Source organism: Subtercola boreus, from assembly GCF_003399645.1.
In the GTDB taxonomy this organism is placed as follows: Bacteria; Actinomycetota; Actinomycetes; order Actinomycetales; family Microbacteriaceae; genus Subtercola; species Subtercola boreus_A.
In genome coordinates, this window is sequence record NZ_NBXD01000030.1 from 200868 (window position 1) to 225480 (window position 24613).

Annotated in this window: 20 protein-coding genes; 11 read left to right on the plus strand and 9 right to left on the minus strand. The window is 68.5% G+C overall.

What is annotated here, in order from left to right:
* Positions 1-143 precede the first annotated feature (143 nt).
* From B7R24_RS15605 to B7R24_RS15640, 8 genes are all read left to right on the plus strand, one after another.
* Positions 144-1220 carry an ABC transporter substrate-binding protein gene (locus tag B7R24_RS15605; protein WP_116419873.1) on the plus strand — a complete coding sequence of 359 codons (1077 nt, stop codon included), beginning with the start codon at positions 144-146 and terminating at the stop codon, positions 1218-1220.
* Positions 1220-2041 (plus strand): ABC transporter ATP-binding protein, encoded by an 822-nt coding sequence (locus B7R24_RS15610; RefSeq protein WP_116419874.1) that lies wholly within the window; start codon positions 1220-1222, stop codon positions 2039-2041. The genes B7R24_RS15605 and B7R24_RS15610 overlap by 1 nt, the downstream gene beginning before the upstream one ends.
* Positions 2038-2826 carry an ABC transporter permease gene (locus B7R24_RS15615; protein WP_253259498.1) on the plus strand — a complete coding sequence of 263 codons (789 nt, stop codon included), beginning with the start codon at positions 2038-2040 and terminating at the stop codon, positions 2824-2826. Before B7R24_RS15610 ends, B7R24_RS15615 begins: the two co-directional genes overlap by 4 nt.
* Positions 2826-3614: an ABC transporter permease gene (locus tag B7R24_RS15620; RefSeq protein ID WP_116419875.1), complete on the plus strand. Its 789-nt coding sequence runs from the start codon at positions 2826-2828 to the stop codon at positions 3612-3614. Before B7R24_RS15615 ends, B7R24_RS15620 begins: the two co-directional genes overlap by 1 nt.
* A gap of 14 nt (positions 3615-3628) precedes the next feature.
* The gene (locus B7R24_RS15625) at positions 3629-4855 is read left to right on the plus strand and encodes a metal-dependent hydrolase family protein (RefSeq protein ID WP_116419876.1); all 1227 of its coding nucleotides are present in this window, start codon (positions 3629-3631) and stop codon (positions 4853-4855) included.
* A 90-nt stretch (positions 4856-4945) separates the two neighbouring features.
* The gene (gene add, locus B7R24_RS15630; protein ID WP_116419877.1) at positions 4946-6040 is read left to right on the plus strand and encodes an adenosine deaminase; all 1095 of its coding nucleotides are present in this window, start codon (positions 4946-4948) and stop codon (positions 6038-6040) included.
* Positions 6041-6074: 34 nt separating this feature from the next.
* Positions 6075-7247 carry an acyl-CoA dehydrogenase family protein gene (locus B7R24_RS15635; RefSeq protein ID WP_116419878.1) on the plus strand — a complete coding sequence of 391 codons (1173 nt, stop codon included), beginning with the start codon at positions 6075-6077 and terminating at the stop codon, positions 7245-7247.
* 2 nt (positions 7248-7249) lie between these two features.
* Complete coding sequence (locus B7R24_RS15640) at positions 7250-8626, plus strand: LLM class flavin-dependent oxidoreductase (RefSeq protein ID WP_116419879.1); 1377 nt, start codon at positions 7250-7252, stop codon at positions 8624-8626.
* A 101-nt stretch (positions 8627-8727) separates the two neighbouring features.
* On the opposite strand, the gene B7R24_RS15645 is transcribed toward B7R24_RS15640, so the two are convergent.
* Genes B7R24_RS15645 through B7R24_RS15660 form a run of 4 tightly spaced genes read right to left on the minus strand, consistent with a single transcriptional unit; the run spans position 8728 to position 14279 of the window.
* Positions 8728-9753: a ketopantoate reductase family protein gene (locus B7R24_RS15645; protein ID WP_116419880.1), complete on the minus strand. Its 1026-nt coding sequence runs from the start codon at positions 9751-9753 to the stop codon at positions 8728-8730.
* Complete coding sequence (locus B7R24_RS15650) at positions 9750-10529, minus strand: SDR family NAD(P)-dependent oxidoreductase (RefSeq protein ID WP_116419881.1); 780 nt, start codon at positions 10527-10529, stop codon at positions 9750-9752. The genes B7R24_RS15645 and B7R24_RS15650 overlap by 4 nt, the downstream gene beginning before the upstream one ends.
* Before the next feature lie 37 nt (positions 10530-10566).
* Positions 10567-12072, minus strand: coding sequence for a dihydrolipoamide acetyltransferase family protein (locus B7R24_RS15655; protein WP_116419882.1), 1506 nt, complete (start codon positions 12070-12072; stop codon positions 10567-10569).
* Positions 12072-14279, minus strand: coding sequence for an alpha-ketoacid dehydrogenase subunit alpha/beta (locus B7R24_RS15660; RefSeq protein WP_116419883.1), 2208 nt, complete (start codon positions 14277-14279; stop codon positions 12072-12074). Before B7R24_RS15660 ends, B7R24_RS15655 begins: the two co-directional genes overlap by 1 nt.
* A gap of 122 nt (positions 14280-14401) precedes the next feature.
* On the opposite strand from B7R24_RS15660, the gene B7R24_RS15665 reads away from it, so the two are divergent.
* Positions 14402-14935 (plus strand): VOC family protein, encoded by a 534-nt coding sequence (locus tag B7R24_RS15665; RefSeq protein WP_116419884.1) that lies wholly within the window; start codon positions 14402-14404, stop codon positions 14933-14935.
* A gap of 2 nt (positions 14936-14937) precedes the next feature.
* Positions 14938-15594: a GntR family transcriptional regulator gene (locus tag B7R24_RS15670; RefSeq protein WP_253259499.1), complete on the plus strand. Its 657-nt coding sequence runs from the start codon at positions 14938-14940 to the stop codon at positions 15592-15594.
* Positions 15595-15630: 36 nt separating this feature from the next.
* On the opposite strand, the gene B7R24_RS15675 is transcribed toward B7R24_RS15670, so the two are convergent.
* The 5 genes from B7R24_RS15675 to B7R24_RS15695 form a co-directional block, all read right to left on the minus strand.
* On the minus strand, positions 15631-17148 hold the full coding sequence (locus B7R24_RS15675) for an NAD-dependent succinate-semialdehyde dehydrogenase (RefSeq protein ID WP_116419886.1): 1518 nt from the start codon (positions 17146-17148) through the stop codon (positions 15631-15633).
* 60 nt (positions 17149-17208) lie between these two features.
* Entirely contained in the window at positions 17209-18363 is a 1155-nt protein-coding gene (locus tag B7R24_RS15680; RefSeq protein WP_216363731.1) for a zinc-dependent alcohol dehydrogenase, read from the minus strand.
* On the minus strand, positions 18360-20927 hold the full coding sequence (locus tag B7R24_RS15685) for an ATP-binding cassette domain-containing protein (RefSeq protein WP_216363732.1): 2568 nt from the start codon (positions 20925-20927) through the stop codon (positions 18360-18362). Before B7R24_RS15685 ends, B7R24_RS15680 begins: the two co-directional genes overlap by 4 nt.
* 76 nt (positions 20928-21003) lie before the next feature.
* Entirely contained in the window at positions 21004-22110 is a 1107-nt protein-coding gene (locus B7R24_RS15690) for a substrate-binding domain-containing protein (RefSeq protein WP_116419887.1), read from the minus strand.
* 140 nt (positions 22111-22250) lie between these two features.
* The gene (locus B7R24_RS15695) at positions 22251-23273 is read right to left on the minus strand and encodes an ABC transporter permease (RefSeq protein ID WP_116419888.1); all 1023 of its coding nucleotides are present in this window, start codon (positions 23271-23273) and stop codon (positions 22251-22253) included.
* Between the two features lie 227 nt (positions 23274-23500).
* Here B7R24_RS15695 and B7R24_RS15700 point away from each other — a divergent pair, with 227 nt between their 5' ends.
* The gene (locus B7R24_RS15700) at positions 23501-24583 is read left to right on the plus strand and encodes an SDR family oxidoreductase (RefSeq protein WP_253259500.1); all 1083 of its coding nucleotides are present in this window, start codon (positions 23501-23503) and stop codon (positions 24581-24583) included.
* Positions 24584-24613 lie beyond the last annotated feature (30 nt).

Here is a 24613-nt window from a genome sequence, read left to right on the forward strand (position 1 = left end):
TGAGGGCTCCGGGAGACCGAGACGGGTGATGCAAGCGTCACCGTGTGTCTCTGTATTTCGACTTGTTGACTAGCTTCGGCGCCCGCTCCCTAGGCTTTGGGCATCCGCTCCCCTGCTCTCACACCCGACCCTGAGGACACGCCATGACCCACAGCTCCCCCGCCCGCCAGCACACGCCCAGAGGACGGTTCGTCGCCATCCTCGCCGCCGGTGCCGCCCTGGCGCTCGCTCTCACCGCCTGCTCGGGCGGCAGCAGCAGCACCGGAACCGCCTCAGGGTCGGCCGCTGTGAGCTACGGTGACATCGACATCCAGCTGTCGTACCTGAAGAACACCGAGTTCGCCGGCGAGTACTACGCCGACAGCAAGGGCTACTTCACCGACGCGGGCTTCGGCACCGTCACGCTGACCGCGGGCGGGTCCTCGGCCGTCTCGGCCGAGGCGCAGGTGGCGACGGGCAAGTCGATCATCGGTATCAGCTCGCCGCTCATCACCGCTCCCGCCGTGGTGAAGGGCGCCGCGATCAAGATCGTCGCCGCCGACTACCAGAAGAACCCGTTCGACGTGGTCTCCCTGGCGAGCGCACCGCTGACGACCGCCGCCAGCCTGAAGGGCAAGACCATCGCGGTCGCCGACTTCAACAGCCTTGTCTGGCAGGCCTTCCTCGCCGCCAACAACCTGAGCGCCGACGACGTGAAGACGGTTCCGTGGACGAACGGCCCCGACCAGCTCGCCAGCGGCCAGGTGGACGGGTACAACGGCTACACCACCGGCTTTCGCGGAACCGTCGGTGCGGCAGCGGTCCCCGCGGTCGAGTTCCTCCTCGCCGACCAGGGCCTCCCGCTCGTGGGCGAGACCCTCGTCGCCTCCCAGGACACGATCGACAACCACCGCGACGAGCTTAAAGCCGTGCTGACGGCGATCGTGAAAGGCTGGAAGGATGCCGTGGCCGACCCGCAGGCGGCAACCGACCTGACCGTCACCGACTACGGCAAGGACCAGAACCTCGACCCTGTGACGGAGCTCGCGGCGATGACCAAGCAGAACACGCTGATGGTCACCGACGACTCCGCAGCGAACGGGTTGCTGACGATCACGCCTGATCTCATCGACCAGTCGATCGCCGCTCTGAAGCTCGCCGACATCGACATCACCGCCGACCAGCTCTTCGACACCTCGATCATCGACGAGGTCTTCGAGGACGACCCGAGCCTGAAGTGATGAACATCCCCGCACCCACAGAGTCGCCGGCGGCAGAGGGCGTCGGCGTCGCCATCTCCGGCCTGTCGAAGACCTTCAGGCTCGGCCGCTCGAGCGTCACCGCGCTCGACGGTATCGACCTGACGACTCCGCGCGGGTCGTTCGTCTCACTGCTCGGCCCGTCGGGGTGCGGAAAGTCCACGATCCTCCGCATCCTGGCCGGGCTCGACACGCCCACCACGGGCACCGCGAGCGTCAACGGCGAGACTCCCCGCACCGGTCGGAGCCGCGCGGGGAGCAATCTCGGTATCGCCTTCCAGGACTCCGCACTGCTGCCCTGGCGCTCGGTGCGCACCAACATCCGGCTGCCCCTGGAGATCATCGGCCGCCGGGACGAGGCGGCCGTGCAGGAGCTCATCGAACTGGTGGGCCTGTCCGGCTTCGAGGATGCCCGCCCGGCCCAGCTCTCGGGCGGCATGCGGCAGCGCGTATCGATCGCCCGCGCTCTGGTCGTTCGGCCCGACCACCTGCTTCTCGACGAGCCGTTCGGCGCGCTCGACGACATGACCCGCCAGCGGCTCAACCTCGAACTGCAGCGCATCTGGAGCGACCGGCCGGTGACCACCCTGATGGTGACCCACGGCATCCATGAGGCCGTGCTGCTCTCGGACTATGTGGCGGTCATGTCTGCCCGCCCGGGCCGCATCGTCGAGATGGTCGAGATCGCGCTGCCCCGGCCCCGCCCGGCAGAGATCATGCGCTCGCCGGAGTTCCACGAGATCGTCGACCACCTGAGCGAGCTGCTCTTCGAGGCGCACGGCCGGCGCGAGGCGACCGCGTGACGACGATCTCCGCCCCCGTGGTGCGGGCCCTGGCCAGGCCGTGGCTGGGCGGCGCCGTCGGCATCGTGCTGCTGCTGGTCATCTGGGCGGCCTTCTCGACCGTGCTGCCGAGCAGTTCGATCGTGCCCACCCCGTGGGCGACAGCGGCCAGCGTGTTCAAGGACTTCGGTCCCTACTACTCCGGCAACCTCGCCTCGACGCTCGGCCGTGCCGGCTGGGGCTACCTCTGGGGCAATCTCGCCGGGCTGCTCGTCGCATCGATCGTGCTCATCGTTCCGCGGCTCGAAGAGATCGTCACGCAGCTCGGAGTGGTCAGCCAGTGCCTGCCGATCACCGCGGTCGGGCCCATCATCATCCTCATCTTCGGTGGTCGGTCGGCCGCGATCTTCCTCGCCGCTCTGCTGGTGTTCTTCACGACGATGATCGGCGCGATTCTCGGGATGCGCGCGGCTCCCCGGGCCGCTCTCGATCTGGTCAGCGCCTACGGTGGCAGCCGGTTCACGCAGATTCGCAAGGTGCAGCTCGTCTCGGCCGTTCCCGCCGTGTTCACTGCCCTGGCGATCGCGGTGCCCGGAGCCCTGCTCGGTGCGGTGGTCGGTGAGTACCTCGGCGGAATCGACAGCGGAATCGGAGTTGCCCTGAACGCCGCCCAGCGCAACATCGACCCGCAGCGCGTCTGGGGAATGAGCATCCTGGCCGGCCTGATCGCGCTGCTCGGCTACGCACTCGTGTCGCTGATCGGCCGCTGGGTGACACCGTGGGTCCGCCGCGGAGGCTCGCACTGATGCCCACCATCCCCCGGCTGATCGTCAACCGTGTCGCGCTTGTCGTGCTCGCGGCCCTGATCGCCACCGGAATCTGGGTCGCGTTCCTCCCGCTCTTCCACGTCAGCCCGCTGATCGGCAAGAACCCGGCCGATGTGTGGGCCTACCTCGTAACGGGCAAGAACGCCGGCAAGAACCTGCCCGAGATACTGGGCTACCTGCTGCAGACCATCCGCGACTTCGCCGTCGGCTATGCCGTCGGACTCGCCATCGCCTTCCTCGCCGCCGTGGTCTTCAGCCTGTCGGTGACGCTCGAGAACATCCTGATGCCCACGGCGACCATCCTCCGTTCCATCCCGGTGATCGTCATCACCCCACTGATCACGCTGATCTTCGGGGTCACCATCGGCGGGGTCACCGCGATCGTCACCCTGGTCGTGTTCCTGCCGGCGCTGGCGAACATCCTGTATGGGCTTCGACGAGCCCAGGCCCAGCACGGCGACCTCGTGCACGCCTACGGCGGCAGTTCGCTGCAACTGCTGTGGAAGGTCGCGCTGCCCGGGTCGCTTCCCGCGGTGATGGCGTCGGCGCGCATCTCGGTTCCGGCTGCGGTGACGGGCGCCATGATCGGCGAGTGGCTGGCCACCGGCGGTGGGCTCGGCGGGTTCATCTCGCGCTCGGCCGGCAGTTTCGGCTACGACGCGATGTGGGCGTCGGCCGTCTTGATCACGGGCTTCACGATGCTGGCCTATACGGTGGTCAGCATCCTCGATGCCCTCGTCGACCGGCGCTTCGGCGCGCTGGTCTGAGTGGAGAACCAAGAATGAACGACGAGACCGACACCCGCGCAGAGGGAACGATCGACGGCATCACGGTGTGGAACGGCGAGCGCTCGCTCGGCCCGTCGAGGATCACCTGGCGGGGCGACACGATCGAGGCCGTCGAACCGGCCACCGAACGCTTCGAGGGGCTCGCGGTCATCCCGGGCCTCGTCGACACGCACGTGCACCTCGACACTAGCGTGCTCGACGGTTCCGGCCCCGGTGACGCCTGGCCGCTCGTCACGCCCGACGAGGAGAAAGCGCTGCACGTCGCCGGTCACGCCCAGCGGTTCGCGCGCTACGGCGTCACGACCCTCCGCGACCTCGCGGCCTCCCCGGTTCAGATCGCGGTCGGTCGGGCCTTCGACCAGGGCGTGATCGCGGGGCCCCGGCTGCTCTCGAACGGGCCGGTCGGCATGACCGCCGGCCACGGCGACCTGTTCACGCCGCCGCGTTTTCGCGACCGGCCACCCGTGGCCGACTCCCCCGACGAGTGCCGCCGGCTGGTGCGCCAGTGGGCCCGCGAGGGTGCGACGGGCATCAAGATCTACACCAGCGGCGGCATCCTCTCGATGGGCGACCAGGTCGGCTGGCGCAACCAGACCCGTGCTGAGATCGCCGCCACGGTCGACGAGGCGCACGCGCTCGGCATGCTCGTCGCCGCGCACAGTCACAGCGCTGCGGGCATCGACATCGCCCTCGCCGTCGGTGTCGACTCCATCGAGCATGCCACCGGGCTGACGGATGCCCAGCTGCCGGCACTCGTCGAGGCGAACGTCTCTGTGGCTCCCACGCTGCTCGTCAACGACATCGTCGCCGCTGGTGGCGGCGGTGTGCGCGCGGAGTCGGCGGAGAAGGCCCGGGAGGCGATCGCCGATCGTGACCCCGCCTTCCTCCGAGCCGGCCGGGCGGGCGTGCGCTTCGTGCTCGGAACCGACGCCAACGGCCGCTTCGTCGGCCACGGGGGCCAGCTCGAGGAGGTGCGCCTGATGCGCCGGGCTTTCGACTGGAGCGCCGAGCGCACCCTAGTGGCCTCCACCTCGGATGCCGCCGCAAGCGTCGGCCTCGCCGGGCGGGTCGGGATGCTCGCGGCCGGCTTCGCGCCCGACCTCATCGTCATCCGGGGCCGGCCCTGGCTCGACATCGACGACCTCCAGCTCTCCAACATCGTCGCCGTGGTGAGCCGCGGGCGGGTCATCTCCGGGGCGCTGCCGGTGCGCGAGCGATGAGCCGCCGCACGGTCGGCTCCCGAACGGTGAGCCGCAGCATCCCTGCCCGGGCCCACCCGACCGACGATTCTTCGAGCCAGAGAGCCCAACATGCACATCGATGAGAACCTGATCCGCGCCCTCCCCAAGGCCGAGGTGCATGTGCACCTCGAGGGCTCCCTCGAGCTCGCCGACCTGCTCGAGCTGGCCAAGGCCGCGGGAGCACCGCTTCCGGGCCCGGCGGCGACGCTCTTCGACGTGAGCACGCACGACAACCCCGGCGCCTTCGAGAACGGCACCGGCGGCGGGGCGAGCAACGGCATCGGTGTCACCGGCCTCAGCGGTTTTCTGCAGTTCCTCGACTGGGAGGGCTCGCTCGTGCGCTCGCGCGAGCAGCTCGCACGCATCGCCTACCGGTTCGCCGCGCGGCAGAGCGCATCGGGCGTTCGGTACACCGATGCGATCATCAATCCGACGCACTGGGCGCCCTGGGCCTCAGACGTGGCCGGTCTCTTCGACGCCCTGGCATCGGGGCTCGACGAGGCGGAGGCCGACGGACTCGCTACCGTCAACCTCTGCTACTCCCTGCTGCGCACCCAGAGCGCCGAGGCGGGCGTGCGGGCGGCGACCTGGCTCACCGAGAACCGCCCGGCGCGGGTGATCGCCCTGTCGATCGACGGTGACGAGCGCTCGGCGGGCAGAACGGGCATCCGGTTCGCCGAGGCGTTCGACATCGCAGCACGCGGAGGGCTCCGCCGCACCGTGCACGCCGGCGAATCGAGCGGGCCCGAGGGCGTGTGGGACGCGATCAGGCTGCTGCACGCCGACCGCATCGACCACGGGGTGCGGGCGATCGAAGACCCCGAGCTGGTGGACTACCTCGCTGAGCACGAGATCCCGCTCGGCATCTGTCCGCGCTCGAACCTCACCCTGGGCATCTACCCCGACCTCGAGTCGCATCCGCTCGCCGAACTGCAGCGGCGCGGAGTCATCGTCACTGTGAACACCGACGACCCGGCCCCGCTCGGCACCCGGCTCGAGAACGAGTGGGCCCTCGTCGCGGGTGCCTACGACTGGGGCCTGCCCGAGCTCGTCACGCTGGCGAAGGCGTCGGTCGCGGCCAGCTTCGCTCCGGATGATCTGCAGCGCTCGATGCTCACCGCGATCGATGACGCCGCCGTCTCCCTCGCACCCGCCTTCCGCTGACACCCGCCCGCCACGCTCGCGCAGAGAGACCCCGATGACCACCACCCTCAGCACCGCCGCCTCGCCCACCATCGCCCTCTCGGCCACCCCGTTCGCTCTGGCCGGCTGGGAGAACGAACTGGTCGAGGCCGTCGTCGAGCTCGCCCGCACCTTCGCGATGACAGCGGCGCACTATGACGACAGGGCCGAGATCGCCGTCGGCAACCTCGTGTCGCTCCACGACGCCGGGCTCTCCGAGGCGATGCTTCCACAGGAGGTCGGGGGGCGGGGCCTCAGCTACCAGGCCTTCGGCGAGATCGTGCGGGTGATCTGTGAGGCCGACCCCGCCACCGGCACCATCTTCACCATGCACTCCGGCGCCGCGGTCAGCCTCGCCCTGCTCACGAAAGACACGCTGGGATCGTTCTACGCCGACGAGGTACTCGCCGGCAAGCGGTTCTCGAACGCGCTCTCGGAGCCGACCAGCGGCAACCGCTTCCTCAACCCGCAGCAGGCCGCCGTGCCCGTCGAGGGCGGCTGGGCTCTCGAGGGGGCCAAGCGGTTCGTCTCGGGCAGCGAGATCGCCGACTACCTCCTTGTGAACGCGCTGGTCGACGGTGAACCGGTGTTCTTCGGAGTCCCCACGGCCGACGACTCCATCTCGATCATCCCGATCTGGGACACGCTGGGCCTTCGGGCGACGCGCAGCCAGCTGCTGTCCTTCGACAACACCGTGCTGCGCGTCGAACAGCGCGGGCGCACGCCCCGTCTGACCGATTTCGCGGTCATTCCCGCAGGCCTGCCGATGATCTCCCTGGGCGTCGCCGACGCCGCGCTCGCCGCGCTCATCACGCACGCCCGGGGGCGCATCATCCTCGGCAAAGCGCTCAGCCACCAGCAGTGGCTGCAGTTCGAGGTGGCCGAGGTGCAGAGCCGACTCGAGGCGGTGCGGGCGTTCGTACGCCAGACGCTGTGGCAGGCCGACCACCACGAGCCCTCGTTCTTCTCGAACCTCTCGCGCGCCAAATACCTGGCCAACAAGGTGGCGGTCGAGGTCGCCCAGCTCGCGGTGCGTGCAGGCGGAGCATCCGGGTTCCTGAAGACCTCGCCCATCCAGCGGCACCTCCGCGACGCCGAGGCGGGCCAGCTGATGGCGTACTCCACCGAAGTTCTGGCGGGCGAGATCGGCCGGGACGTGTTCGGCATCGCGCCCGGTGAGGTCGACTGACCATGGCCGATCGGCCCCGCATGCTGTTCAACGCCTTCAACATCTTCTCGGCCTCCCACCACGACCAGGGCATGTGGGCCTGGCCGGGCAGCCGGCAGCTCGAATACAACGACATCGACTACTGGGTCGACATCGCGCAGCTGCTCGAGCGCGGGCACTTCGACACGCTGTTCTTTGCCGATGTGCTCGCACCCTATGACACCTTCGGGGCGTCGCGCGAGGCATCCGTCTACAGCGGTATGCAGTTTCCCATCAACGACCCTGGCGAACTCATCCCCGCCCTGGCCTACGCCACCCGTGACCTCGGGTTCGTGCTCACCCAGAACATCCTGCAGGAGCCCCCGTACTCGTTCGCGCGCAAGATGTCGACGCTCGACCACCTCACCCGCGGGCGTATCTCGTGGAACATCGTCACCACGTTCCTGCCCGGCGCCGGCCGCAACCTCGGTTTCGGCGGACTGCCCGACCACGGTGACCGGTACGCGCGGGCCGACGACTACATCGAGGTGGTCTACAAGCTCTGGGAGGCGAGCTGGGAAGACGACGCCGTGGTGCGCGACAAGGCCCGGCGGCAGTACAGCGACCCCTCGAAGATCCACGAGATCAACCACGTCGGCCCGTTCTACGACGTGGTCGGCCCGCACCTCAGCGAACCGTCACCGCAGCGCACCCCTTTCCTGATGCAGGCGGGCGTCTCGCCGCGGGGCCGCGACTACGCGGGGCGGAACGCGGAGGGGTTGTTCATCAACGCCCTCTCACCCGACGAGGCGGGGCCGGTGGTTCAGGATGTTCGGGCCGCCGCCGTTCGGCACGGCCGCTCGGCGCAGAACGTGAAGCTCTTCGGCATTCTCGGGTTCGTCGTCGGCAGCACCGAGGAGGAGGCGAAGCGCCTGCACGAGGAGATCACCGACTTTCAGAGCATCGAGGCGAACCTGGCGAAGCAGAGCGTCTTTCTGAACTACGACTTCAGCCGGCTCGACCCGGCCGAACCGATCTTCGAGATCGCCGCGCGCCCCGAGGGCCAGACCGGCGTCGTGGCCGATCTCATTGCGATGTCGCCGAACCCCCGCTACACGATCGGCGAGCTGGTGCGCTGGTACGGCAACCTGCGCGTGGTGGGCACGCCCGAGCAGATCGCCGACCACCTCGAGAAATGGCAGGATGCCGGTGTCGACGGAATGAACGTGCAGTACGTCGTCTCCCCCGGCACCTTCGAAGACTTCGTGGACCACGTCAGCCCGGAGCTCCGCCGGCGCGGCATGATGCAGGAGTCGTACGCACCGGGCACCCTCCGCGAGAAGATCTTCCCGGGCGCCGGGCCCCACCTCCCCGACGAGCACCCCGCCCGCGCCCTCCGCCGCGCCGCCTTCGGGGGCTGACGCCCGCGCGCCCCGCGCCCGCACGCGCTGCGCCCCGTGCGCGTTTTGCGCAAAAGCACCGAAGACCGGAGGTTTAGGTGCTTTTGCGCAAAACGGGGCGGTCAGGCGAGCAGGAGGGCGATGTTCGTCTCGCCGCGCTCGAGATCACCGGCCTCGATGCGGCGGGCGATCTCGACGACGCGGGCGTTGGCCGGGGCGCTGCCGCCCACCTTCGCCTGCTCGTCGACCACCAGGCCGTTGATCTCGTGCACCTCGTTGCGGCGACCCTTGACCCAGTCCTGCAGCGACGTCGTGCGCGTCGTCGGCGACGAGAATCGTTTCAGCACCTGGTCGAGCAGCTGCTCGGCGAACGCGTCGGGGTCGTCGAGCGCGGCATCCGTCATGCCGAAGATGGGACGCAGCCGACTGCCCGAGGCCACCGCCGTACGTGCCGCCTCGCTCCCGCACTGCAGCATGAACTCGTACATTCCGGGCACCTGGATGGCGCGAGCCAGCTCGAGGTCCAGGATGGCCGACGGCACCAGCTCGGCCGCATTCACGATGAGCTTGCCCCACTTCGACGAGCGGATGTCGTCGGAGATCTCCACGGTTCCGGCATGCCCGAGAGCGGCCGCGACGGGCGCCAGCCTCGCGGCGTCGACCGCCGGGTGGATGCCCCCGATCGCGAACCACGCGTGCTCCGGCGGGGTCTCGCGGTTGACGATCCCCGGCTCCCACATGTTCGACGCCACCTCGATGACGGCACCGACGGTTCGCTCCGGCCCCACGATGTCGGCGATGTCGTCGAGGCTCATACCGTTCTGCAGCCCCACCACGAGACCGTCGGGCGTGACCATCGGCTTGATCAGCTCGCACGCCCAACGGGTGTCGTAGGCCTTCATCAAGATGAAGACGATGTCGAACGCCTCGCGCAGCTCGGCGACCTCGTAGAGGTGTTTCACGACGACAGAGGTGTTCTCGGTGCGGTCGGGCATCACGACGGTGATGCCGTTCTCGCGCATGGCCTCGACGTGCACGGGCCACTGCTCGATGAAGGTGACGTCGAGCCCGGCGCGGGTGAGGTCGGCGGCGATACCGGCACCGTTGGCACCGGTTCCGACGAAGGCGATCTTCGGTGAGGCGCTCATACGAGGATCATCCCGCCCTCGATCGCGATGACCTGCCCGGTGATGTAGTCCGAGTCGCTCGAGGCGAGAAAGACCGCGGTGGGAACGAGGTCGGCGGGGGTGGCGGGCCGACCGAGCAGGATGTCTCCCGACATCCCCTCGAAGCCGGCGTCGGGCTGGCCCATGTCTGCAAGGTCCCGGTCGAGCTGGTCCCACAGCGGTGTCGCCACCACCCCCGGGGCGAAGGCGTTCACCGTGATACCCAGGCCTGCGAACGAGCGTGCGGCCGCCTGCGTCAGCGAGATGACGGCAGCCTTGGAGGCACTGTAGGGTGCAAAACTCGGGAAGCCCTGGCGGCCGGCGATCGAGGCAGTGTTGACGACCTTGCCGCCGCCGCCCTGGGCGATGAACTGCTTCACGGCCTGCTGGGTGCCGAGCACGACGCCGAAGCTGTTGACGTTCAGAATGAGGTCCCACTTCGCCTTGGTGATGTCGAGGAAGTTCTCGGGAGCGTTCAGCCCGGCGTTGTTGAAGTACACGTCGAGACGGCCGAACTCGGCCACGGCCGCGGCCACACCGGCGGCCACCTGATCCTCGTCGGTCACGTCGACGCGCACGGCGATCGCGCTGCCACCCGCTTCACGGATGTCACCCGCCACCGCCTCGGCCGCCTCGAGGTTCAGGTCGGCGATCACGATGTTCGCCCCCTCGGCCGCCATGCCGCGGGCGATTCCGGCACCGATACCCGATGCCGCTCCCGTCACGATGATCGTCTTCGATTGCAGTCGTGCTGTCATGTCGTACTCCTTCTTCAGATCAGGGTGCTGAGGGGCTTCAGATCAGGATGCTCAGGGGGTTCTCGATGCGCTTCACGAACGCCGCGAGCCACTGCCCGGCGAGCGCCCCGTCGATCACGCGATGGTCGGCCGAGAGCGTGACGGTCATGACGGTCGCGACCGCGAGGGCGCCGTCGACAACCACCGGAGCGGGCCTGGCCGCACCCACGGCGAGGATGGCGGACTGCGGCGGGTTGATGATGGCCGAGAACTCCTGCACGCCGTACATGCCGAGGTTCGACACCGAGAAGCTGCCGCCCTCGAGTTCGTTCTGGCGCAGCTTGCCCTCGCGGGCGCGGCCCGCCAGCTCGGCGATTCTCGCGCTCACACCGGTGACCGAGAGTCGGTCGACGCCGCGGATGACCGGGGTGAGCAACCCGCCGGGAGTGGCCACGGCCACGGCGACATCGACCTGCGTGTAGCGCGTGGTGCCGTCGTCGCCCCAGGTGGCGTTGGCCTCCGGAACCTCGCTGAACGCGCCCGCCACCGCCTTCACGACGAAGTCGTTCAGCGAGACCTTGCGCGGGGCGCTGGCGTTGACGGATGCACGCAGCTCCATCAGCGCATCGACCCTGCAGTCGGCGACGAGGTAGAAGTGCGGAACGGTCTGCTTGCTCTCGGTGAGCCGCCGGGCGATGGCGCGGCGCATACCGGTGTGCGGCACGAGCTCGGTGTCGCCGGCCGGCGCTGCGGGCGCCGCTTTGGCGGGCGCCGCCTGGGCGGGCGCTGCCGCGGCCGCCTGTGCGGGCACGACCTGGGCGGGCTGCGGGGCCGAGGCGGCCGTTGCCGGGATCGCCGGCGTCGAATCGTCGGCAGCCGGCGTTGCCGCCTCAGAGCCGACGGAGACGGCGCCGCGATCGGCGTCAGCCTCATCGGGAGCGGTGTCGGCGACGCCCGCGAAGTCGGCGACGGCGGTACGGTTCAGCCCCTCGAGGTCACGGCGCACGATGCGGCCGTCGGGGCCGCTGCCCGAGACACCGCTCAGGTCGAGGCCCTGCTCCCTGGCCATCCGGCGGACGAGCGGGCTCACGAACCGCCGACCCGTCTCGACCGGCTCCTGCTCGACCGGTGCCTGCTCGGCCAGCGCCTGCTCCGCCTCGACCGGCACGGCGTTGTGGGTCTCGACCTTGGCGGTCGGCTCCCCCGTCGTTCCCGCAGCAAAGGCGTCGGCCGCCGCATCCGGCCCGCCCGCGGCGTCCGCACCTGCGGGCGCCGAACCGATGCCGACCGATGCCAGGAGCGCATCGATGTCGGCGTCTGTCTCCCCGGGCGCCGCGATCACGGCGATCGGAGCACCCACGTCGACGGAGTCACCGGGTTCGATGAGCATCCGCACCAGCGTGCCCGCCGTCTCAGCGTTGTACTCGACCATCGCCTTCTCGGTCTCGAGCTCGGCCAGCGGCTGGCCCAGGGCGATGTCGTCGCCGACCTCGGCGAGCCAGCTCTGCAGTGCGGCCTCCGTGGCGTTCGCCAGCACCTCGGGCATGCGTACGATCGTGGGCATCAGACAGCTTCCGTTCCGCGCGGTTGCGCGCCCATTCCGCGCGCGATCTGCTGCAGACCGGCGACCACTTCTTCTGTTCGCGCGATGGCCGCCCGCTCGAGCACCTTCGAGATGCTCGGCGACGCCTCCTCGCCGGTGACCCGCTCGACCGGCTGGTCGAGCCAGTCGAAGTACCGGCGCTGGATCTCGTCGGCCAGCCACGCGCCGTACGACGTTCCCCGCGCGCCCTGTTCGACGATCAGCACGCTGTTCGTCTTCTTCACGCTCTCGCCGATGGTCTCCCAGTCGATGGACGCCCGGTCGAGCCAGCGCAGATCGATCACGTCGGCGTCGAACCCCGTCTCCTCGACCGCTTCGAGCACGTGCTTGACCATCGAGAGGTAGCTGATGATCGTCACGTCGTCGCCCGTACGCCGCAGCGCCGCCTTGCCGAACGGCAGGATGTAGTCGAGGTCACCCGCCGGAACCTCGCTCTGGTCGGCGTAGAGGTCGACGTGCTCGATCACCAGCACCGGGTCTTCGAGGAGCAGGGCCGCGTTCATCAGTCCCACGTAGTCGGCCGCCGTCGAGGGGGCGACGATGCGCCAGCCCGGGCTCGTGGCGAAGATGCCGGCCGGGTCCATCAGGTGCTGCGAGCCGTAGCCCGAGCCCATCGCGATCTTCGTGCGCAGCACCAGCGGCACGGGGTTCGCACCGCCGAACATGTGCCGGGCCTTGCCGATCTGGTTGAACACCTGGTCGGCAGCCACCCACATGAAGTCGGGGTACATGAATTCGATGACGGGGCGGTAGCGCCCGTCGAGCGCCATGCCGCCGCCGAGCCCCGCGAACGCGTTCTCGCTGATCGGGGTGCCGAGCACGCGGCCCTCGAACTTCTTCGCCAGGCCCTTCGTGGCACCGTTGGTACCGCCGTTCAGCCGGTGCACGTCTTCGCCCAGTACGACGATGCGGTCATCCTGTTCCATGCGGCGATCCATCACGGCGGCGACCGCGTCGACGAACTTGCGCTTCTCGAGCTCACCTGTGTACTCGAGGGGCTCGAGGGTGCGAACATCGTTCAGCTCGCTCGTGTCGCCGCGCACACCGACGTTCACGAAGTCGATGTCGGGCCAGAGGTCGAGCTTGATGCGGCGCTTGCCGGGCAGGTCGGGATTCGCCTCGATGAGCTGGCCCACGGCATCCGTCATCGCCGCCTGCGCCTGGCTGCGGATGCTCGCCACCGCCTCGTCGTCGAGCTGGCCGAGAGCGATCATCTCGCGGGCGACGCGGTCGAGCGGGTCGCGCTTCTTCCACTCGGCCTCCTCTTCTTTGCTCCGGTAGCCGAAGGCGCTGCCGGGGTAGGGCCCGTTCTGGTGGAAGAAGCGGTAGACCTCGACCTCGATCACCGCGGGGCCGTCACCGTTGCGCATGCGTTCGGCGGCCGCCTCCATCGCGAGGTGCACGGCCAGCGGATCCATGCCGTCGACCCGCCACGACGGAATGCCGAAGCCCTGGCCGCGACTGGAGAGGCGAGGCTCGCCGGTGACCTCGTCGACGCGGGTCGACACCGCGTAGAGGTTGTTCTCGATGAAGAAGGTGAGCGGCAGCTTCCAGGCGGCGGCGAGGTTCATGGTCTCGAGAACCGAGCCGATGTTCGTCGCACCGTCGCCGAAGTAACTCACCGTGACATCCGTGGTGCCGGCGTGTTTCTGCGACCAGGCGTTGCCCGCACCGAGCGGTACGCCGCCGCCGACGATCGCGTTCGTACCGAGCGCGCCGGCCTCGAACCACTGCAGGTGCATCGAGCCGCCGCGACCGCGGCAATAGCCCTGGGCCAGCCCGAGGATCTCGGCCAGCGTGCGCTGCAGCACGGTCTGGATGTCGTCGGTCACCAGTGTGCCGAGGTCGAGTGAGCCGCCTGAGACGTGGTTGATCGCCTTCGCGAGGAACTGGTGGTGTCCGCGGTGCGAGCCATTGATCGCATCCGTCGAGCGGAGACCCACGATGGATCCGACGGCGCCGCCCTCCTGGCCGATGCTGGAGTGCGCGGGGCCGTGCACGAGGCCCTCGCCGGCGAGTTCGAGCACGGTCTCCTCGAACGCCCGGATGAGGTGCAACTGCCCCAGCATGGTGGCCAGCAGGGCCGGGTCGGCCTTCTTGTAGTCGGCGGCGGTGGTGCTCAGTTCAACCCAGGGAGCGAGCGGCTCCAAACGTCGTTGTTTCGGCATGGCGGTGGTCTCCGTTGATCGCGATTGGCTCCAATGTACAGTCTGTGCGTCGATTTTACGAGGGTTTTTGCGATTCTGGCGCTAGATTGTATCCAACGCGGGTTCGAACAAAGGAGTGACCCATGGCATCCGGAATCCCCGGCCTCGTCGGCACCGAGCACATCGGCTTCACGGTTCCCGACCTCGATGAGGCGCAGGCGTTCTTCGTCGACGTGATCGGTTGCGAGTACATCTACTCGCTCGGCCCGTTCGTGAAAGACGGCGAATGGATGCTCGACCACATGAACGTCGACCCGCGCACGGTCATGCGGGAGCTCCGCTTCTTTCGCTGCCGAACAGGCCCGAACTTCGAGATCTTCCAGTACGAGCCGGCTTCGGCCGGGGCCGAGTCACCGCCCCTCAACAGCGACGTCGGCGGCCACCACCTGGCGTTCTACGTCGACGACCTCGACGAGGCCGTCGACTACCTCCGCGAGAAGGGTGTCACCGTTCTGGGCGAACCCACCGCGAGCAGCAGCCACAGCGAAGGCCAGCGGTGGATCTACTTTCTCACCCCGTGGGGCATGCAGCTCGAACTGGTGAGCTACCCGAACGGCAAGGCCTACGAGAAAGACGCCGACGTTCTGCTCTGGCACCCCGCGCGCCCTACGCTGTGAGGGTGAGCACCTCCCGCAACGGCGTCGCCAGCGAACGCATCGCGGGGGCCCTCCGCGACTCGATCCTGCGCGGCGAGCACCCGCCCGGCACCCGGATCCGCCAGGAGGATGTGGCGGCCGAATTCGGTGCGAGCCGCCTCCCGGTGCGCGAGGCGTTCCGCATCCTCGAGGCCGACGGGCTCATCACGCTGGTCGCCAACACGGGTGCGTGGGTGTCACGCCTCAGCCTCGCCGAATGCGAGGAGATCTACCAGCTGCGGGAGCGGATCGAGCCCCTGCTGCTCGGGTACAGCATCCTGAACCTGACGGATGACCAGCTGACCCGCCTCGAAGAGCTGGCGATCGCGATGCAGGCGCTCCGCGACCCCGAGGAGTTTCTGCGCCTCGACCGGGAGTTCCACCTGCTCTCGTACGCCGGCGCCACCACGGCGATCCTCGGCGACACCGTTCGCCGGCTCTGGAACACGACACAGCACTACCGGCGCGCCTACACCCGCCTGCTCGACCCCGACGGCAACCGCATCGTGCACGACGAGCACCACATGCTCGTGGCGGCCCTGCGGCTCGGCGACACCGAAGACGCCGAACGGGTGCTCTACGGCCACATCCGCCGCACCCGACTGGAGCTCGCGCGCCACCCCACCCTCTTCGACCCCTGATGCGCCCGGCCCGCGCGTGGCGGGCCGGGGCGGGGGTCAGGATGCGGGGATGAGGGTGTACTTGGTGCTGAGGTACTCGCGGATGCCCTCGGTGCCGCCCTCGCGGCCGAGGCCGGACTGCTTGACCCCGCCGAAGGGTGCCGCCGCGTTCGAGAGCACACCCACGTTGAGGCCCATCATTCCGGTGTCGAGCTTGTCGATCATCCGCTGTCCGCGGGCGAGGCTCTCGGTGAAGACGTAACTGACCAGGCCGTATTCCGTGTCGTTCGCCAGGCGCACAGCCTCCGCCTCGTCGTCGAACTCGACGATGGAGAGCACCGGGCCGAAGATCTCCTCGCGCAGGATGTCGCTGCCGAGCGCCACTCCGGTGATGACGGTGGCCTCGTAGAAGCTGCCGTCGCCGTCGACCGGATGCCCGCCGGTACGCACCGTCGCACCGCGTTCGACGGCATCCGTCACCAGCGCATCGACCTTCGTGACTGCGGCGTCGTTGATGAGCGGACCGATGGTCACACCCTCCTCGGTGCCCCGGCCCATGCGGAAGGCCGACACCCGCGAAGACAGTCGCGACGCGAACTCTGCGGCGACCGCGCTGTGCACGATGAAGCGGTTGGCGGCCGTGCAGGCCTGCCCGATGTTGCGGAACTTGGCGGCGATGGCCCCCTCGACCGCCTTGTCGAGGTCGGCGTCTTCGAAGACCACGAACGGGGCGTTGCCGCCGAGCTCCATCGACGTGCGCAGAACGTTCTGGGCCGACTGCTTGATGAGCTGCTGGCCGACGCCGGTCGATCCGGTGAAGCTCAGCTTGCGCAGGCGCGGGTCGGCGATGATCGGGTCGGAGACGGCGCTCGTTGTGCTCGTGGTGAAGACGTTGAGCACGCCCTTCGGCAGCCCGGCCTCCTCGAGCAGCGATGCCAGCAACAGGGTGGTCAGCGGGGTCAGCGAGGCCGGCTTGACGACGGCCGTGCAGCCGGCGGCCAGCGCGGGAGCGATCTTGCGCGTGGCCATCGCGAGAGGGAAGTTCCACGGCGTGATGAGGAACGCGGGGCCGACCGGGCGCTCGGAGACGATCATCGCGCCGGTGCCCTCGGGGTTGCGGCCGTAGCGACCGCCGATGCGCACGGCCTCCTCGCTGAACCAGCGGAGGAACTCGCCGCCGTAGGTGACCTCACCACGGGCCTCGGCGAGCGGCTTGCCCATCTCGAGTGTCATCAGCAGGGCGAAGTCCTCGCGGCGCTGCTGAAGCAGGTCGAACGTTCCGCGGAGGATCTCGCCGCGCACGCGCGGGGCGGTCTCGGCCCACTCCTCGGCCACGGCGACGGCGGCGTCGAGGGCGGCGAGCCCGTCTTCGGCCCGGGCATCGGCAATCGTCTTGATGACCAGCCCGGTCGCCGGGTCGTGCACGTCGAGCGTGGCGCCGCCACGGGCATCCACCCACTCACCGCCGATGAAGAGCTGCGAGGGAACGCGTGCGAGCAGCGCGGTCTCGGCGTCGGCGACGTCGGAGGGGGCTGCGGTGTCGGAGGGGGCTGCGGTGTCGGTCTGAAGAGTCATGGGGCCTGTTTCGCGTCTGGGGAGTTGAGGAGCGTGCGGGGAACGAGCGGGGAGCACCGCTCAGAGCCAGGGGTCGATCAATATCTTGCCATCGACCTGCCCGGCTGTCAGCCTGTCGAGCTGAGCACCGAGATCGCTGAGCGGTACGACGCGCTCCACCAGCTCCTCGCCGAGTGTCGTCGAGGCCAGGATGGCGAGCGCCGCCGGCAGGTCGGTCTGGCAGACGTGGGCGAGGCTCGAGTCGAGGGTGATCTCGCGAAAGACCAGCGAGTGCACGTCGAGCGTCGGCTGCACCTTGGGCAGACCGACCGCCAGCACCCGGCCGCCGTTGCGCACGAGTGAGACGGCTGCCGCAAGTTGGCCGGGGGCTCCGCTGGCCTCGATCACGACGTCGGCCCGGCCTCCGCCGAACGCCGCCTCGACATCGGCGGTGAGCCGCTCGGAAGGGCTGACGACGTGGTCGGCACCGAGGCGCAGCGCCCTCTCCTGCTTGGGGCCCGCGAATTCGACCACGGTCACCTCGACGTCGAGCAGGTGTTTCAGCCCGGCGAGCACGAACGAGGCGATCGCCCCGCCTCCGATCACGAGCACCCGGTCGCCAGACAGCGCACCCGAGCGACGGGCGGCATGGATACCCACCGCCAGCGGCTGGGCGAGCGCGGCTGAATCGAGCGGGAGTGCGGCCGGTACCGGCACCAGGGTGCGCACCGGAACCGAGACGTACCCCGCCATGCCGCCGTCGAGGCTGAGCCCGAGCGTGTAGTAGTTCAGGCACATGTTCGTGCGGCCCTCGAGGCAGCGGGCACACTCCCCGCACCAGACCCCGGCGCCGCTGGCGACGAGGTCGCCGACGGCGAACGCGACGGATGCCCCGGGGCCGGTGGCGAGGCTGCCCGCGAGCGACGGCGAACCGGCCGGGGCGGCGGGTGACGCGGCCTCGGCCGCATCCGGAACCTCGACGATCTCGCCGACGAACTCGTGCCCCAGGACCATCGGACCGTGGTGGTGCGTAACCGCGTGCTCGCTGGTGACGGGGAACACCTTCGGGCCGACCGACCACTCCGTGGCATCGGTGCCGCAGATGCCCGAGCGCAGCACCCGCACCAGCACCTCGCCGGCACGGCGCTCGGGCGTCGGAACGTCGGTGATGCGGATGTCGTGCGCACCGTGGTAGACGGCCGCGGGCATCCGTTCGCTGATTCCCGGCGAAGTCATGTGGTGAGTTCTCGCTTCTTCTTACGCTGGCGGGCGACGGAGTAGAGCACCGCCGCCGCGAGGATGAGCACGCCCTGGAAGATGTACTGCCACATCTGCGAGAGCCCGAGGAACGTGGTGGCGTTCAGCACCTGGATGAGCAGGATCGAGCCGAACAGCGTTCCGATGAACGTTCCCCGGCCGCCCAGCAGACTGGTGCCGCCCAGCACCACGGCAGTGATGCTCGTGAGCGTGTAGCTGACCCCCTGCGCCGGGTCGCCGACACCGATCTGCACCATCAGCATGATCGCGCCGAGAAACGCGAAGATCGAGGTGAGCATGTAGGCCAGCACCACCGTCTTGTTGATGTCGACACCGATGCGACGGGCCGACTCCTCGTTCGAGCCGGTGGCGCGCAGGCGTCGGCCCCAGCGGGTGCGCCGCAGGCCGAACTCGAGAGCGATTGCGACCACGACCAGCACGATGAAGGCGACCGGCACCGAGCCGACCTTGGTGGTCATCACTGCTGTCACACCCGAGCCGATGTAGCCGTCGGGCGAGTCGCGCAGGAGAAAGCTCAGACCCTGCAGCGCGATGTAGAGCGTCAGGGTGGCGGCGATGGCGGTGAACTTGCCGAACCGGATCAGGGCGCCGTTCACGAAACCCGTCGCTATCGCGAGCACGAACGTCAGCACGAGCCCGAGAGCGACGATCGAGAGCGGTTTGTCATCGTTGAAGAAGAACGAACCGACCACCACGAGGAACCCGGCGAGCGGGCCGACCGACAGGTCGATCCCGCCGATGATCAGAGCGATCGTCTGCCCGAGCGCGATGAACCCGAGGGCCGCGACGAGCGTCAGCACCGAGTAGATGTTGAAGGCCGAGAGGTACCGCGCGTTCTGGCTGAAGATGAATGCGCCGAGCAGCACGATGATGCCGACCAGCAGCACGGTCGGGGCATAGTCGCCCTGCACGAAGCGCGAGAACCCGGCCGACCGCGCAGCCCCGACGCCCGTGGCCGTCTTCGCGCGCGAGGGTCGCACCGACGGCATCTCGACCGTGTGCGCCGTCGAGCTCACCGCGGCCCGCACGATTTTCTCTTCGGTGATCTGGTCACCCGTGAGCAGGTCGACGGCGTGCCCGCGCGACATGACGATGACCTGGTCGCAGAGGCCCTCGAGCTCTTTGGCGTCGGAGGAGGCGATGATGACCGGGATGCCCGAGGCCGACACCTGGCGGAGGATCTTGTAGATCTCCAGTCGAGCGCCCACGTCGACGCCCTGGGTCGGCTCGTCGGCGACGACGATGAGCGGCTCGGAGAGCAGCGCCCGCGCCATGACCACCTTCTGCTGGTTGCCGCCCGAAAGAGAGGAGACCACCGCATCCATGGCGGAAGCCTTGACGTTCAGTGAATCGAGGGTGGCGCCCACCTTCTCGACCTCGCGGGGAGAACTGAGGAAGAGGGCGTTCTTGAACTTGCGGAGCGCAGTGATCGCTGCGTTCTCCTGCACGGTCAGCGTCATCATCAGACCTTCGCGATGACGGTCGGCCGGCATGTAGCCGGTGCGGTGCAACAGCTCGCTCGGGGTGACCTCGCGGTCACCGATCGTTGCCGTTCCGGTGAACGACTCCAGCCCGGCGAGGGCACGCAGCAGCTCGCTCTGGCCGTTGCCCACGACACCCGTGATGCCCAGGATCTGGCCGGGCGTGGTGGCGGCATTGACGTCTTCGAAACCGGGGCCGGTGAACCCGGTGAGGGCGAAGTTGATCGCCTCGGATCCGGTCGACTCGTGCTTGGGGGGGAAGGTCGACTCGAGCTTGCGGCCCACGATGAGGGCGAGGAGCTCATCGTCGGTGATCTTGTCGACGGCGGATGTTCCGCGAAAGCGGCCGTCGCGAAGCACGGTCACCCGGGTGGCCAGCTGCCTGACCTCGGCCATACGGTGGGTGATGTAGATGACCGACGTACCGGCGGCGACCACGGCGCGAACCCGGGCGAACAGAAGGTCGACCGAATCCTGTCCGAGCGGAGCCGTCGGCTCGTCGAGCACGAGGATCTTCGGCTTGAGCGCGAGCGCCTTCGCGATCTCGAGCAAGTGCTTCTGGGCGACGGTGAGAGACTCGACCCGGTCGCGGAGGTGGGCGGTGAGGCCGACCTCAGCGAGCATCCGGGCCGCGATCTGCTCTGTGCCGTCTGAGCCCGACTCCGCCTGGAAGGCCGACTTCGGCAGCGCGACCTGCAGGTTCTCGAGAACCGTCATGTCGGGCAGCACAGCGGGATGCTGGTGCACGATGGCGATTCCCGACGTTGCGGCCAGGGCGGGGGTGAGCACGTCGATGCTCTCACCGCCCACCCTGATGGTTCCACTGTCGGGCTGCACGGTACCCGACGCCACATTCATGAGCGTGGACTTGCCCGCACCGTTCTCCCCGAGGAGGGCGTGCACTTCCCCGGGGAGAACATCGAACGAGACGTTCTCGAGAGCGACGACGCCGGCATAGGTCTTCGTGATGTCGCTGAGCGAGAGTGTCGGAACCGACACCGTCACGATCGTCTCTGCCGAGACAGACGTTGTGTTGTTCAAGAGATCACCTTTGTTCTGTGGTGCTGGTGTGAAGCGGGGACCGCTTCTGGTGCGGGTGCTTCGTCTGGTGCGGGTGCTACTTGTTCAGCAGTGCTGCCTGGTCGGCGGCCGGCATCTCGGCTGAGAGGAAGATGTCACCGGGCAGGTCGCTCTTGCACTCGACAGGGTTCGGGGTGCCCGAGACCGAGTCCTCGAAGACGGGAGCTTCGAACTTCGTGGTCGACGGCAGGGTGCCGCCGGTCGCCTTCGCCACCGCGTACTGCACAGCCAGACGCACGTTGTCGTTGCCGGTGGCGACCGTCATCATCTTGAAGTCGGGGTTCGCCGCCTTGTTCTGCTCGTAGAAGCAGCCGAGCGAGTTGCCGTCACTGGTGACGAGGGCGGGGATGGAGCGACCGCTCTTCTGGAACTCGGGCAGCGCACCGAGCAGCGACGGGCCGAAGTCGGAGACGATGACGTCGATCTTCGGGTTCTTCGCGATGGCCGAGGTGAGCACCTGCTGCGACAGCGCCGGGTCCCAGTTGGTCGGCTCGAAGGGCGTCTCCCCGATGAACTTGTACTTGGCCGGGTCGAGGATGCCGGTCATGGCGTTGTACTCGTCCTCGCCCTGGCTGTTGCCCTTCGGCCCGCTCATGAACAGGATGTTGCCGCCGTCGGGCAGGTTGGTCTGGATCCACTTGGCCCAGTTCGCGCCGTCGGTGGTGAAGTCGGCGCCGATCCACGCGTCGTAGTCCACGCCATCCTTTCCACCCGGGTTGACGCGGTAGGGAACCGTGACGACCCCGGCCTGGTAGGCGCTGCGGAGCGCGGGCAGCATGGCTTCACCGGCATCCGGGAACACCACCAGGGCGTTCACACCCTTCGCGACCATGCCCTGGATGTCGGAGATCGACTTCTGGGTGTCGCCCTGGCCGTCGGCGTATTCGTACTTCGTGACGCTCGGGCATTTCTTCACTTCGTCGGCGCCAGCGGCCGTGGTGATGAGGCGCCAGCTGTTGCCGCCGAAGCCGTCGAGCAGACCGAGGGTGATCTGCTTGGGGCCGCACCAGCTGGGAGCGCCGGCGACGGTGCCGGTGGGTACCGGCTCGTCAGCGCCGGGGGCGCCGCTGCTGCAGGCCGTCAGCGCGACGGCGCTGAGTCCGATGGCCACGGTGAGGGACAAGAACCGCTTGCGAATGGTCATTCGTCGTTCCTTCTACTTGGTGCGGCTTCTCTGCCGCAGTGGGTGACTGCTCTGTCTTGTGAGGGGAAGGGGATGGCTTGTGGGGGGGGGAGAGAGACGGCTTGTGGGGGGCTGAGGATGCCCGCCGGGCGGCGCGCGACCTAGGCCGTGGTGGCGACCGGCTTGCTCTTGGTACTGCTGCCGAACCGGGCGCGAACGCGCGACCAGTCGATCGTGTAGAGCGCGACGCCCACCGCGAGGGCCGCGGCCTGAACCAGCGTGCGCACCGCATAGGGAACGCCGACCGCAAGATTGAACTGGTCCAGCTGGCTGAGAAAGACGGCAGCGACAACCGTGGCGAGCGGAAAGCCCCGGCCGCCGAGCAGGCTCGTACCGCCCAGCACCACGACCGCCACCGCGGGAATGAGATAGGTGTTGCCCTGGAACGCCGTCGGCTGGGCAGTGATGCCGGCGAGCAGGATGCCGGCGATGCAGTAGAGCATCTGGCCCCAGACATACGCGGCGGTCTGGTGCACCCTCACGCGGAGCCCCGTGGCACGAGCCGCCACCGGGTTGGCTCCGATCGCTTCGAAGCGCCGGCCGGCAACCGTCTTCTTCACCAGGACGATGACGATGACCGCAACGGCGGCGGCGAAGAACACGGAGTGCGGGATGCCGAAGGAGACGCCGCCAGCGACCGACTGCAGAAGGCGGGTGGTCGTCGTGGGCGACCCGTTCGAGATGCCGAGAACGGTTGCGAACAGCAGGGCGTTCGTTCCGAGCGTGGCGATGATGGCGTTCAGCCCCAGTCGCCCCACCAGGAAGCCATTGAGCAGACCGGCCAGGGCCGCGAAGCCGAAGGCCAGCAGCACCGCCGGAACCAGAAGGGAGTCGTCACCGTTCGGGATGCGGCTGACCACGACGATGGCCAGCGACACGGCGCCGGGTACCGACAGGTCTATGCCGCCCTGCTGCACGACGAGCATTTGGCCGAGGCCGACGACAGCGAGCACGGAGGCAAAGGGCAGCATTCCCAGAACAGCACCCTGCGAGATGCTCGAGGGGGCGAGAACGGCGCTCGCAACGAGCAGGATGACGAGGGCGACACCGACGGTGATGAGGCCTTTCGACGCCCGGCGCCTGGGCCGTGCAAGGCCTGTGACCTGCCGCTCCGTTGCGAACATTTCTTCTCCAGCTGCTGTTGTTGAGACTCTCGACGATGAGCTACAACGTTGAGTGTAGCTTTACAGACGACCAGACCGTTCACAAGGGCTTATCGGTAACGGTTTGGTCATGGTGGCGGTCTGGCCCGTCAATCCGCGGGAGTACACAGGGCTTTGCCACTGTGTAGTGGCAGTGTACATTCTGTAGGAGCACGCACCGCGTGGTTCCACAGAGAGGTCGATCCATCGTGACAGACACCATTTCCCCGGCACGGCGCGCACTCGTCGTCGGCGCCACCGGCATCGCGGGCCAGAGCGTTTCGCGCCAGCTCGTCGCCCTGGGCTTCACCACCTACGGCCTGTCGCGCGGCGGTGACAGCCTCACCCCCGGGGTGACGCCCGTGGCCGCGAACCTTCTCGACCCCGCCTCCCTGGCCTCGGCCGTGGAGGGGCTGGCTCCGGAGCTCGTCTTCATCACCGCATGGATGAAGAAGGACACCGAGGCGGAGAACATCGAGGTCAACTCTGCGACGGTCCGCAACATCCTGACCGCTCTGGAACCCCAGAAGTCGGTGCGCCACGTTGCCCTCGTCACCGGCCTGAAGCACTACCTCGGTCCGTTCGACAACTACGCGACCGGGGTGATGGCCGACACCCCCTTCAACGAAGACGAGCCACGCCTGACGTCACCGAACTTCTACTACAACCAGGAAGACGAGGTCTTCAAGGCTGCGGAGCGCGCGGGCTTCACCTGGAGCGTCCACCGCGCCCACACCGTCTTCGGTTACGCCGTCGGCAACGCCATGAACATGGTGCTGACCCTCTCGGTCTACGCCACCCTCTGCCGTGAGCTCGGACTGCCGTTCACCTTCCCGGGTTCCGCCACGCAGTGGAACGGTATCACCGACGTCACCGACGCCGAGCTGCTCGCCGAACAGCTCATCTGGGCGAGCACCGACCCCGCCGGCGAGAACGAGGCGTTCAACATCGCCAACGGCGACGTCTTCCGCTGGCGCTGGATGTGGCCGCGCGTGGCTGGACTGTTCGGCGTGGAGCCCGTCGGCTTCGACGAGGAACCCCGTCCCCTCGACGGACGGATGGCCGGAATGGAGGAGGCGTGGTCGCAGATCGCGGCTCGTCACGGCCTGGCCGAGCCGGACATCCACCGTCTCGCCTCGTGGTGGCACACCGACAGCGACCTCGGCCGCAACATCGAGGCGTTCACGAACATGAACAAGAGCCGCGACGCCGGTTTCATGAACTACCGCACGAGCTTCGCGAGCTTCGCCGACAAGGTGGCACGGTACCGCGAGGCGCGCATCATCCCCTAGACCGCTGCGCCCCGCGCCCCCGGGCGCGGC

Bases quoted from the DNA above. Each gene is read 5' to 3' on its own strand.
- B7R24_RS15645 (WP_116419880.1), bottom strand. From the start codon at position 9,753: ATGAGCGCCTCACCGAAGATCGCCTTCGTCGGAACCGGTGCCAACGGT.
- B7R24_RS15690 (WP_116419887.1), bottom strand. From the start codon at position 22,110: ATGACCATTCGCAAGCGGTTCTTGTCCCTCACCGTGGCCATCGGACTC.
- B7R24_RS15655 (WP_116419882.1), bottom strand. From the start codon at position 12,072: ATGCCCACGATCGTACGCATGCCCGAGGTGCTGGCGAACGCCACGGAG.
- B7R24_RS15665 (WP_116419884.1), top strand. From the start codon at position 14,402: ATGGCATCCGGAATCCCCGGCCTCGTCGGCACCGAGCACATCGGCTTC.
- B7R24_RS15620 (WP_116419875.1), top strand. From the start codon at position 2,826: ATGCCCACCATCCCCCGGCTGATCGTCAACCGTGTCGCGCTTGTCGTG.
- B7R24_RS15675 (WP_116419886.1), bottom strand. From the start codon at position 17,148: ATGACTCTTCAGACCGACACCGCAGCCCCCTCCGACACCGCAGCCCCC.
- B7R24_RS15605 (WP_116419873.1), top strand. From the start codon at position 144: ATGACCCACAGCTCCCCCGCCCGCCAGCACACGCCCAGAGGACGGTTC.
- B7R24_RS15640 (WP_116419879.1), top strand. From the start codon at position 7,250: ATGGCCGATCGGCCCCGCATGCTGTTCAACGCCTTCAACATCTTCTCG.
- B7R24_RS15635 (WP_116419878.1), top strand. From the start codon at position 6,075: ATGACCACCACCCTCAGCACCGCCGCCTCGCCCACCATCGCCCTCTCG.
- B7R24_RS15650 (WP_116419881.1), bottom strand. From the start codon at position 10,529: ATGACAGCACGACTGCAATCGAAGACGATCATCGTGACGGGAGCGGCA.
- B7R24_RS15695 (WP_116419888.1), bottom strand. From the start codon at position 23,273: ATGTTCGCAACGGAGCGGCAGGTCACAGGCCTTGCACGGCCCAGGCGC.
- B7R24_RS15680 (WP_216363731.1), bottom strand. From the start codon at position 18,363: ATGACTTCGCCGGGAATCAGCGAACGGATGCCCGCGGCCGTCTACCAC.
- B7R24_RS15610 (WP_116419874.1), top strand. From the start codon at position 1,220: ATGAACATCCCCGCACCCACAGAGTCGCCGGCGGCAGAGGGCGTCGGC.
- add (WP_116419877.1), top strand. From the start codon at position 4,946: ATGCACATCGATGAGAACCTGATCCGCGCCCTCCCCAAGGCCGAGGTG.
- B7R24_RS15625 (WP_116419876.1), top strand. From the start codon at position 3,629: ATGAACGACGAGACCGACACCCGCGCAGAGGGAACGATCGACGGCATC.
- B7R24_RS15660 (WP_116419883.1), bottom strand. From the start codon at position 14,279: ATGCCGAAACAACGACGTTTGGAGCCGCTCGCTCCCTGGGTTGAACTG.